An 11,033-nucleotide genomic window follows, 5' to 3' on the forward strand; every position below is an offset into this window, starting at 1 on the left:
GCGTTGACCGACGACGTTCTGGTCGTACACGGAGGTACCCCGCTCTCGGGGAAGATCCGGGTCCGCGGCGCCAAGAATCTGGTCTCGAAGGCGATGGTCGCCGCCCTGCTCGGCGACACTCCGAGCCGCCTGTACGACGTGCCGCGTATCCGCGACGTCGAAATCGTCCGCGGACTGCTGGAACTTCACGGTGTGAAGGTCAGCGACGGCGACGAGGACGGCGAGCTGGTCTTCGACCCGGCGAACGTGGAGAGCGCCACCACCGACGAGATCAACGTGCACGCCGGTTCGAGCCGCATCCCGATCCTGTTCTGCGGGCCGCTGCTGCACCGACTCGGCCACGCGTTCATCCCCGACCTCGGTGGTTGCCACATCGGCCCGCGGCCGATCGACTTCCACATCCAGGCCCTGCGGCAGTTCGGCGCCATCGTCGACAAGGCGCCGGAGGGCATGCACCTGACCGCACCGAGCGGTCTGCACGGCACCAAGTTCGAGCTGCCGTACCCGAGCGTCGGGGCGACCGAGCAGGTGCTGCTCACCGCCGTGATGGCCGAGGGCGTCACCGAGCTGCGCAACGCGGCGGTGGAGCCGGAGATCGTCGACCTGATCGCGATCCTGCAGAAGATGGGCGCGATCATCAAGGTCCACACGGACCGGGTGATCGAGATCCAGGGCGTACCCCGGTTGACCGGCTACACCCACCGCCCCATCCCGGACCGGATCGAGGCGGCGAGCTGGGCCGCGGCGGCGCTCGCCACCGGCGGTGACGTCGAGGTGCTCGGTGCCGAGCAGGTCGACATGATGACCTTCCTGAACGTGTTCCGCTCGGTGGGCGGCGCGTACGAGGTCACCGACGCCCGTCCGCCGAAGCTGGGCTCGCCCGGCCAGGAGGGCGGCATCCGGTTCTGGCACCCGGGCGGGGAGCTCCAGGCGGTCGCGCTGGAGACCGACGTACACCCGGGGTTCATGACCGACTGGCAGCAGCCGCTGGTGGTCGCGCTGACCCAGGCCCGGGGCCTGTCGATCGTCCACGAGACGGTGTACGAGCAGCGGCTCGGCTACACCGAGGCTCTGAACAAGATGGGCGCCACCATCCAGGTCTACCGCGACTGCCTGGGCGGCACCCCGTGCCGGTTCGGCCGACGCAACTTCAAGCACTCGGCGGTCATCGCGGGGCCGAGCAAGCTGCACGCCGCCGATCTGGTCATCCCCGACCTGCGGGCCGGGTTCAGCCACCTGATCGCCGCGCTCGCCGCCGAGGGCACCTCCCGGGTGTACGGCGTCGACCTGATCAACCGTGGGTACGAGGACTTCGAGGCGAAGCTCTCCGACCTCGGCGCCCACGTCGAGCGTCCGTAACCCGTCTGGCACATCGGCGGTGCCGGAGGGCGGTTTCGCACCGTTCTCCGCACCGCCGCACGGGCCCGCACCGACGCCTCCCGCACCGTGATGTGTGGGAGGCGTCAGCCGCCCGCTACCCTTCATCCGTGCCGTCGTTGTTTCGCCGTAAGTCCACCGACCTTGTCGAGGAGAACGTCACCCAGGTGACGACCGACGAGGCGACCGAAGCCGCCCGCTCCCGGGGCTACACACCCAGCAAGAAGGAGCTCGGCAAGGAGACGCCGAAGCGTCCCAGTGCCGGGCGTCGACCGGGTGCCGTGGAGACGAGGCCACCGGCGAACAAGCAGGAGGCGCGGGAGCGTCGCCGGGTCGCGCGGGCCGAGGCGGCGGCCGAGTTCCGCCGTGAGGGCGGTCCTCGGGACCGGGGTCCGGAGAAGCTGCTGGCCCGCAACGTGGTCGACTCCCGTCGCACGGTCGGCACCTGGTTCTTCGGTGGCGCCCTGATCGTGGTGCTCGGCTCGTCGGCTGTGATGCCGCCGGCCGTACAGCTGATCTCGAACCTGCTCTGGGGCGCCCTCGCCCTCGGCGTGGTGATCGACTCGATCCTGATCTCGCGCAAGATCAAGAACCTGGTCCAGCGGCGGTTCCCCAAGACCGAGGTACGGATGGGTTCGCTCTACCTCTACGCGATCATGCGCGGGATCACCTTCCGCCGGATGCGGGCACCGGCCCCCCAGGTCAAGATCGGCGAGAAGATCTAGACCCGTCCCGTCCCGGGGCGCCACCCTCCCGGGCGGTCCGCGCCGCCGCACCGCTCACGGTGGTCGTCGGCATCGTCGTGGTGATGCTGCTCGACTCCTCCCAGCGCGCCGCCGAGTCGCCTGCCCGTCTCTGCCCCCGCCGTGGCATCACGCCCGCAGCGCCGTTAGGAAGGGGCCCTTCCTCTACCGAATCCGATAACAAGGGGCCCTTCCTTACCCGGCTGTGTCGGTGCGACGACCGGGGGCGCCGGGGCCTGGTAGAGGCGGCTGACCACGTCCTCGATGTCCGGCTCGACGATCGCGAGGTCGCGGAGCGTGGCGAGCCCGGCCAGCCGCGCCACCACCGCACCGGCGGTCGCCGACTCCAGTTCGAAGACGAGCCGGCGACCGTCCGCCTCGACCCGCAACACCGGCGCACCCGGCAGCACCGGCGCCTCCGCCAACGGCTCGTCGAAGTCGACCACGACCAGGCGCCGGGAACCGTACCGGGCGTGCAACGCCTCGATGTCGCCGTCGTGCACCACCTGACCGTGATCGATCACCACCAGCCGTCGACAGAGGCGCTCGATGTCGGCCAGGTCGTGCGTGGTGAGCAGCAGGGTCGTGTCACCGGCCCGGCCCAACTCGCCCAGGAACTCCCGGACCGCCTGCTTGCTCACCAGGTCCAGCCCGATGGTCGGCTCGTCCAGGAAGAGCACCTCCGGCCCGTGCAGCAGGGCGGCGGTCAGCTCGCCGCGCATCCGCTGGCCCAGCGAGAGCTGGCGTACCGGGATGTCGAGGAAACCGTCGAGGTCGAGCAGGTCCCGGCAGCGGCGCAGCCGGGCCGCGTGGTCGGCGGCCGGCACCCGGTAGATGTGCCGCAGCAGGTCGAACGAGTCGCGCAGCGGCAGGTCCCACCAGAGCTGCGAACGCTGGCCGAAGACCACGCCGATACGCAACGCCAGCCGGGTGCGCTGGGCCACCGGGACGAGCCCGCAGACGCGTACCTCCCCTGCGGAGGGCATCAGCACACCGGTGAGCATCTTCAGCGTGGTGGACTTGCCCGCGCCGTTCGGGCCGATGTAACCGATCATCTCGCCCCGCGCCACGGTCAGATCCACCCCGTCGACGGCGGGGATGATCTTCTTCGTCCGACGCAGCCGGCCGCTCTTGACCCGTACCGTGAACTCCTTGCGCAGCCCGCGCACTTCGATGACGTCGCTCATGACCCCGTACTCCGGTAGTGTCTGATGCCGGTCCGCCAGACGGCGGCGGCGCCCAACGCCGCCAGGACCGCGACGCCCGGCGCGGCCCACCCGGCCCAGGCCGGCAGGCCGAGCGGGTCGGCCCGGCCGAGCAGGGCCAGCGCCGGGTAGTAGGCCACGAAGGCGAACCCCAGGCCGTACGCGAAAATTGCCCGGAACCATCCACCGTAGACGGTCACCGGGTACGCGGTGAAGTCCCGACCACCGTAGGTGAACGCGTTCCCGATCTCGCCCGAGTCGATCCACCAGAACGCCAGGGTCGCCGAGGCCACGAAGATCGAGCCGAAGAAGACCGCTCCGGCCAGCGGGGCGACGACGACCAGCAGCACCCGCCCCGGGGTCCAGTCGATTCCGGCGGAGCTTGCCGCGACGGTCAGCACGGCGAGCCCGAACAGGGCACGGGACACCTTGCGCAGCGGCAGGTCCATCAGCAACAACTGCGGCAACGCGCCGAGCGGGCGGACCAGGACCGCGTCCATCAACCCGGTCCGGACGTACTGGCGGACCCGCTCGATGTTGCCGACGGCCAGGTCGGCGGTGGCGAAGGAGCAGGCGGAGAGGCTGACCATGACCATCGCCTCCCGTACGTCGAAACCTCCCAGGGTCCGGGTCACCTGGAACAGCACCAGGACCGTGAGCACGTCGAAGACGGTGGCGCCGACGTTGCTGACCAGGTCGACGACGAACGAGGTGCGGTACGACGCCTGGGACCGCGCCTGTCCGCGCAGCAGTGCCAGGTAGCCCGCCGCCGGTCCGGCCGTTCGTGCCCGGTCAGCCACCTTGCACGACCAGTCGCCGTTCCGCCCGCCGCTGCACGACGACGCAGGCGAACAGGGCCGCCCCGACCCAGCAGAGTTGCAGGCCGACGAGCCCGGCCTGCACCGGCGCTTCGTCCCGCTCGACCAGCACGTCCAGCGGTGTCTGCATCATGCTCGGGAAGGGGGTGGCCAGCCAGATCGTCGTGAAGGCCCAGTCCGGCAGGAAGCGCAGCGGGAAGTAGAGGCCGGCCAGGATGCCGGAGCAGAGGGTCCAGAGCAGCATCGGTCCGCGTACGTCCGCGAGCCAGTAGACGGAGGCGTTGACCAGGTAGCGGCCAGCGAACGAGAGAACCACCGCCAGCACCATGGAGAGCAGGAAGAGCGGTACGGTCGGCCAGCGGGTCGGCAGGTAGACGTCGAAGAAGATCGGGCCGGTGAGCACTGGCGGGACGAAACGGGTGAGCACCGCGTGCGCCGCCCGGCCCAGGTCGGTGGCGAGGTAGCTGACCACCGGGGAGACCGGCCGAAGCAGGTCGCTGGCGACATCGCCAGTCCGGATCCGATCAGCCAGGTCGCTCCAGCCCCAGAGTCCCACGACGGCGAGGAGTCCCTGTCCGACCCAGACGAAGGTGGCCAGTTGTCTGCTGTCGTAACCGCCCGCCCGGCCTCCCGCGCCGGTGGCGACGGCGAGGAAGACGTAGCAGTGCAGGAACCCGAAGACGATATTGGTGAAGGCGCCGGCGAACGTCGCCTGGCGGTACGTCGAATAACAACGGTACCCTGATCCGGTTATGGCAGTAAATGTCCGGAACCAGAGGATGATGTTTCTACCGATCAGCGGTGGCACAGTGGCGGTGAGCGGACCCACGCCGTTACCCTCCTTCCGCAACCAAGCTGCCGCGAGCCGGGGAACAATATCCGGAATCCCCGGCTGCCCAGTGAGAATTTTCCGACGAGGTGACACCGCCGTGAGCGAGCGACGCGAGCCGTTCAAACGGCCGCGCCGCACGCCCCACCTCTGCGGGGTTGCATCGTGACTGATCGCTACCGCGACCGCTGGGGCGAGCCGCCCGAGCCCTCCTGGATGGTCGAGCCGACCACGGAGTGGCAGCCCGCTTTCCCTGGCCAACGCTATCCCGGCGACCCGGGGCCGAAGCGCCCGCCACACCGCCCTTCGGGGCGCGCGTCGGTCATCTCCGGACGGGCCGAGGTCCCGTCCCCCGACGACCAGTCGTCACACCCCCACGAGCCGTACTCCAGCCACCCGCGGGGCCAGCAGGGGGGACACGGTCCGACGTCCCCCTCTGGCCGCAGTCCTGGTCCCGAACAGGGTCCATCCCAGCGGTACGGACGCGAACAGGGGTGGGAACGGGAGCAAGGACGCGACCGCGAACAAGGGTGGGAACGCGAACAGCGCTGGGACGCCTCCCCGGGCCACGGCCGCCCGTCCGGCTACGGGCCGCCCGCCGGATACGACCAGCCGCCCGGCCACAGGCAACCCGCTGGCTACGGTCAGCCGCCGGAGCGGGGCCAGCGCCGGCCCTTGGAGGGCGAGCCGCCCCGCGCCGACCGCGCGCACTCTCGCGGCGAAGACCAGCCGCCCCGGATGGACGACCAGCGCACGCGGATGGACGACCAGCCGCCCCGGATAGATGGCCGACGTTCCGGCGTGGAAGGTCGACACCCCGGCGTGGAAGGTCGACGTCCGCCGGTGGAGGAGCGGCGCCCGTCAACGGAGGAGCGGCGGCCTGGTGCCGACGGCTGGGGCACGCCACCCGCGCCCGACCGGGCCGAACACTGGGGCGGGCCACTCCCCCCGGTCCGCCCGGTAGGCCGACCACACCAGACGGACCCGCACCAGCCGCCAAGCCCGGCACACCCGGTCAGTTCGGCACACCCGTCGGGTTCCGCCCATCCGGTCAGCCCGGCACACCCGGTCAGCCCCGCCTACCCACCGAACTCCGCGTACCCGGTCAGCCCGGCGCACCCGATCAGCCCCGCACACCCGATCAGCCCGGCACACCCGGTCAGCCCAGCGCATCCAGGCGGCCCTGCGTACCCGGGCGGCCCTGCGTACCCGGGCGGCCCTGCGTACCCGGGCGACCCCGGGCGCGGCGGACCGCTCGGGCCGGGGCACGGCGAATCGGGTCACGGTGAGTACCGACCAGTCAACGGTCCAGACCAGCGACAGCGACCGGACCAGGGCCGGCCCACCGGTGGGCGCGGGCCGGACCGGGACCCTCGGGAGCAGACCCCGTACCGCGCGGGCCCCGGTGCGCCCCGTGGCGGGCCTGGACCGTACGACCGCGCGGGCGGCCAGCGGCCGGACCCCTCTCCCGAGGAGACCCAGGCGCTGCCGGGCCGCCGGCCGACCCCGCCCGTTCCTCGGTTCCCATCCTCCGACGTGCCTGCCGGCCGCCCCCACCCCACGGATCCCGACTGGTCCGCCGAGCCCCGCCCGCCGGTCGCCCCCCGTGGTGCGGCCCGCCCGGGTTGGCACGACGGTCCGGTCGACCGCCCTGATCGGGGCGACGCAGGTCATCCGTCCACTACCGAGTCGCCACGCCTCCAGATGCCCCTCGCGGGCCGCCAACGCGATGTCGCGCCGCCGGTCGATCGCCGGACGGGGAACGGGCCGGCGCCGGAGGACACCTGGTCCCCCGACCGAGGTCCGGCCGTACGCCGGGAACCTCCCCCGCCGCGCGACGGCAACCGGGCGCCAGACGGCGCCCCCCGGCCGCCCATGGCCGCTCCGGGTGGCGCCGCCGGTCGTCCGGATGGTCCGGCCGGGCCCGACCGCGCCGCCGGTCCGGGGCGGGACGGTCAACTACCACCCGGTTCCGGCTGGCCGATGGCCGAGGTTCCGCCGCCCTACCGAGGCCCGGACCGGTCGGACGTGCCCGTCTCCGGTCCGCCGGTGGCGAGCGAGACGCTGCTGAGCGGTGCCGACCTGTTCACCCCGCCCCGGGAGCGGCGCAAGCAGCCGTCCGAAGCCGCCGAGACGTCGGTGCCCGCCCAGCGCACCGGCGACCGGAACATCGAGCCTGCGCAGGTCCAGGAGACCCGCCCCGCCGGGCTGGCGCCGAAGACCGACCCGGAACCGACCTCACGACCGGCACAGACCGAACGACCAGCGCAGACCGAACGACCAGCGCAGACCGAACGACCGGCACAGACCGACCAGCCCCGTCCCCCGGTCGCCGTGCCCCCGGCGGCCGGGCTGCGCCTGGAGTTCCTACCCGCGCCGACGCCGACCCAACCGCCGGCACCGGTCGAGCCGGAGGGCGCCGAGCCGGAAGTGGTGGAGCCAGCGCCTCCGAGCGCACGGCCCGTCCCCGCCCCGCGCCCCGGTCCCACCCTGGGCTCCGAGCCGGACGCCCCCGCCGGGCAACCGGCGCGCTCCACCGAGCCGCCCGCTGCCTCGGCGGCCCGGGCCACACCGGACGTACCGGCACCGGCCTGGCCGCCCGCAGCCCCGCCACTGGTTGCTGCCGCCCCGGCCGCGCCGACAGCAGTGACCCGGGCCGAGCCGGCAACAGTGACCCGGGCCGAGCCGACGCCCACCGAGCCGGTCGCGCCCGCCCGGCCCGAGCCGGCGTCGGCGGCCGGCACGACGGTAGAGCCGTCGAGCGACCCACCCGAACCGGAGGCCGCGTCGAGCAGCCCGGGGACCGCGTCGAGCGGGGCCACCTCGACCGGTACGGACACCTCCGCACAAGCCACCGTCACCACCACCGCACCGGTCGGCGGCGGCCGGGCAGTCCCCGACGATGACGCCACGATCGATCCATTCCAGAGCATCGGCACCGGCCCCGAGACGGGCGGCGTGGTGGCCGCCTCGGCGGAGAGTCCGCTGCCCGGGCGGGCCAGCACCGACGGCGACCTGCCGGCGGCACCGGTCTCCGGTCCACCCGCCCCGCGCCCTCCCGCCGACGCCCCCGCGTCGGGCCCGACGTCGGCCGCACCGGGCAAGCCAGCACCGGGCGAGCCAGCACCAGGCGAGCCAGCACCAGGCGAGCCAGCACCAGGCGAGCCAGCACCAGGCGAGCCAGCACCAGGCGAGCCAGCACCCGCATCGGCACCCGCGCCGAGCAGCGGATCGAACCCGAGCAACGCCAACGCTCACCTGGACGTGCCCGGGACCCACCCAGACTCCGTGGACGCGCTGCTGGACGAGGGTCCGCTGCCGGAAGATCCGGTGCCCGTGTCGGGTCCACCGCTGGCCACCACCGCACCCGGCTCACCGGTCGCCGAGGCCAGCCCGGACACGGTGCTGCCGCCGCCGGAGGGGCCGGCGGCGGGCGCCGCCACCGCCCTGCGGGCGCCGACCATGCTGACTCCGATCATCACGACCGACGAACCGGCGGTGGACGGGACGAGCCCGGCGGACGACACGGGCGAGGCGGACGAGGCCCCGGTCGCCGACCCGGAGCAGGTGCTCTCGTCGTACGGCTGGCGGTTCCACCACGAGACCCTGCGGGAGCTGGTCGAGGATCCGGACGAGTTGCGGGCGATCCGCGACCGGTTGACCGAGAAACTCGAACCGGCGCAGGACGACCCGACCCGGGCCAGGCTGCTCAGCCTGCGCGCGGTCGTCTCCCGGATCCTCGGAGACCTGGGCAAGGCGCTCGCCGACGGCAAGCTCGCCCTGGGGCACGCCGAGGCCACCGGCCAACTGCGGCGGATCGCCATCGCCCAGGCGCGGTTGGCGCACGTACTGCAGTGGCGGGGTGACTTCGCCGAGGCGGACCGGCTCTTCGAGGAGGCGAACTCCTCCGAGCTGCCCGACCGGCTGCGGGCGACCATGCATGAGCACGCCGGCCGTTCCTGCTACGACCAGGGCCGCTACATCGAGGCGTGCAACCACTTCGAGAAGGCGCTCGAACTGCGCAAGGTCGAGGACCCGGACCTGATCGCCCGGACCGAACTCGCGCTCGACGCGGTGTTCAACAAGGTGGCCCAGCAGGGCTGGGGCCCGTATCCCCGGGACCGCGACGAGATCCTCCAGGTGCACCAGCCACCGGTGCCGACGTTCAGCGAGAAGATGCAGCGTTGGGGCTACGCCCTGCCCGACGGGGAACTCGCGGTGGCGCCGAGCTACGCCGACGCCCAGCCGTTCCACGACGGGGTGGCCTGGGTGCGCCGGCCCGAGACCCGTACCTGGGAACTGATCGACGAGTCCGGCGAGCCGCTGATCGAGGCGACCGCCGGTTACCTCGGCGTCGGTTCCTTCGCCGACGGCCTGGCCTGGGTGTCCCGGGACGGAACCGGCGGTTGGATCGCGATCGACAAGACGAACCAGGTGGTGATCGGGCAGGGCTGCGACGACGTACGGCCGTTCCGCCGGGGCATCGCGGCGGTTCGTCGCGGCGGCTGGGGGGCCGTCGACAAGACCGGTCGGGTGGTGCTGCCGACCCGGTACGGTGCCTTCGCCACCGCCCTGACCGACGGCCGTTACGTCGAGGGTTTCACCGACGAGGGGCTCGCCATCGTCGACTCGAACGGTCGTAAGGGCGTGGTCGACCGGACCGGACGGGTGATCGTGTCGCCGACGTACCCGGCAATGGTGATCCATCCGGTGGCCTTCCTGATCGCCACCCCGGACGGCCAGTGGGGTGCCCTCGACCGGCGCGGCGAACTCCTGATCGACCCGGTCCACGCCAGCCGTGCGGACGTGATGGACGAGATCGACCGTCTGCTGGCGGATACGAAGCCCGTGCTCTGAGCGCGCCCGACGGGAAATTCCGGCACCCCCAGTCGATCATTCGTTCGAGATCGGCACCAGTTAAGGTTTGAGCATGGACTTCCGACACCTCGGCCGTTCCGGTCTCCGGGTCAGCGAGATCTCGTACGGCAACTGGATCACCCACGGCTCCCAGATCGAGGAGGATGCCGCTCTCGCCTGTGTCCACGCCGCGCTGGAGCAGGGCATCACCACGTTCGACACCGCCGACGTCTACGCCGGCACCCGCGCGGAGGCCGTACTCGGTCGCGCCCTTCAGGACCAGCGCCGGGAAGGGCTGGAGATCCTGACCAAGGTCTACTGGCCGACCGGTCCCGGACCGAACGACCGGGGCCTGTCCCGCAAGCACATCATGGAGTCGATCAACGGCTCGCTGCGCCGGTTGCAGACCGACTACGTCGACCTCTACCAGGCCCACCGGTACGACTACACCACCCCGCTCGAGGAGACGATGGAGGCCTTCGCCGACGTCGTACGCTCGGGTAAGGCCCTCTACATCGGGGTCTCGGAGTGGCGGGCCGAGCAGATCCGCGAGGCGTACGAGTTGGCCCGCCAGCTCAAGATCCAACTGGTCTCCAACCAGCCGCAGTACTCGATGCTCTGGCGGGTGATCGAGGCCGAGGTGGTGCCGGCGAGCGAGGAACTCGGCCTCGGCCAGATCGTCTTCTCCCCGATCGCCCAGGGCGTCCTCTCCGGCAAGTACCTGCCCGGCCAGCCGCCGCCGGCCGGTTCCCGGGCCACCGACGAGAAGTCGGGGGCGAACATGATCGCCCGGTTCATGACCGACGACGTGCTCACCACCGTGCAGCAGCTCAAGCCCCTCGCCGCGCAGGCCGGGCTGAGCATGGCGCAGCTCGCCATCGCCTGGGTGCTCCAGAACCCGAACGTCTCGTCGGCGATCGTCGGGGCGAGCCGACCGGAACAGGTCGCGGACAACGTCAAGGCGGCCGGGGTCAAGCTCGACGCCGACCTGCTCAAGGCGATCGACGAGGTGGTCGCGCCGATCACCGAACGCGACCCGGCCAAGACCCAGAGCCCGGCCCGCCCGTAACAGAATCGGTCCGTACCGGATCAGCCCGCGTCGACAACGGTCCGGCAGCCGACCCGCAGGGGTCGGCTGCCGGACCGTTGTCGACGCGGGGGGGGGGGCCCGCCGGGAAAGCCCGGCCCCAACCCGATCCGGTCG

The 11,033-nt window shown here is 72.2% G+C and carries 7 protein-coding genes; 4 read left to right on the plus strand and 3 right to left on the minus strand.

The genetic code is table 11. The features are described from left to right. Nucleotides 1–3 precede the first annotated feature (3 nt). Both murA and ACIBF5_RS02010 read left to right on the plus strand, forming a co-directional pair. Nucleotides 4–1,359, plus strand: a complete 1,356-nt coding sequence (murA, locus tag ACIBF5_RS02005) for a UDP-N-acetylglucosamine 1-carboxyvinyltransferase (RefSeq protein WP_396807111.1) — start codon at nt 4–6, stop codon at nt 1,357–1,359. A gap of 128 nt (nt 1,360–1,487) precedes the next feature. Then, on the plus strand, nt 1,488–2,102 hold the full coding sequence (locus ACIBF5_RS02010; RefSeq protein WP_396807113.1) for a DUF3043 domain-containing protein: 615 nt from the start codon (nt 1,488–1,490) through the stop codon (nt 2,100–2,102). Between the two features lie 164 nt (nt 2,103–2,266). On the opposite strand, the gene ACIBF5_RS02015 is transcribed toward ACIBF5_RS02010, so the two are convergent. Genes ACIBF5_RS02015 through ACIBF5_RS02025 form a run of 3 tightly spaced genes read right to left on the minus strand, consistent with a single transcriptional unit; the run spans nt 2,267 to nt 4,972 of the window. Further along, nucleotides 2,267–3,307 carry an ATP-binding cassette domain-containing protein gene (locus ACIBF5_RS02015; protein ID WP_396807115.1) on the minus strand — a complete coding sequence of 347 codons (1,041 nt, stop codon included), beginning with the start codon at nt 3,305–3,307 and terminating at the stop codon, nt 2,267–2,269. After that, nucleotides 3,304–4,125 (minus strand): ABC transporter permease, encoded by an 822-nt coding sequence (locus ACIBF5_RS02020; protein WP_396807117.1) that lies wholly within the window; start codon nt 4,123–4,125, stop codon nt 3,304–3,306. The genes ACIBF5_RS02015 and ACIBF5_RS02020 overlap by 4 nt, the downstream gene beginning before the upstream one ends. Further along, on the minus strand, nt 4,118–4,972 hold the full coding sequence (locus tag ACIBF5_RS02025; RefSeq protein WP_396807119.1) for an ABC transporter permease: 855 nt from the start codon (nt 4,970–4,972) through the stop codon (nt 4,118–4,120). The genes ACIBF5_RS02020 and ACIBF5_RS02025 overlap by 8 nt, the downstream gene beginning before the upstream one ends. 1,983 nt (nt 4,973–6,955) lie before the next feature. On the opposite strand from ACIBF5_RS02025, the gene ACIBF5_RS02030 reads away from it, so the two are divergent. Both ACIBF5_RS02030 and ACIBF5_RS02035 read left to right on the plus strand, forming a co-directional pair. Next, a complete protein-coding gene (locus ACIBF5_RS02030; protein WP_396807121.1) occupies nt 6,956–9,829 on the plus strand; it encodes a WG repeat-containing protein in 2,874 nt (957 codons plus the stop codon). 73 nt (nt 9,830–9,902) lie between these two features. Then, a complete protein-coding gene (locus ACIBF5_RS02035; RefSeq protein ID WP_396807123.1) occupies nt 9,903–10,898 on the plus strand; it encodes an aldo/keto reductase family protein in 996 nt (331 codons plus the stop codon). Nucleotides 10,899–11,033 lie beyond the last annotated feature (135 nt).

This window comes from Micromonospora sp. NPDC050417, assembly GCF_044458865.1.
Lineage (GTDB): Bacteria > Actinomycetota > Actinomycetes > Mycobacteriales > Micromonosporaceae > Micromonospora_G.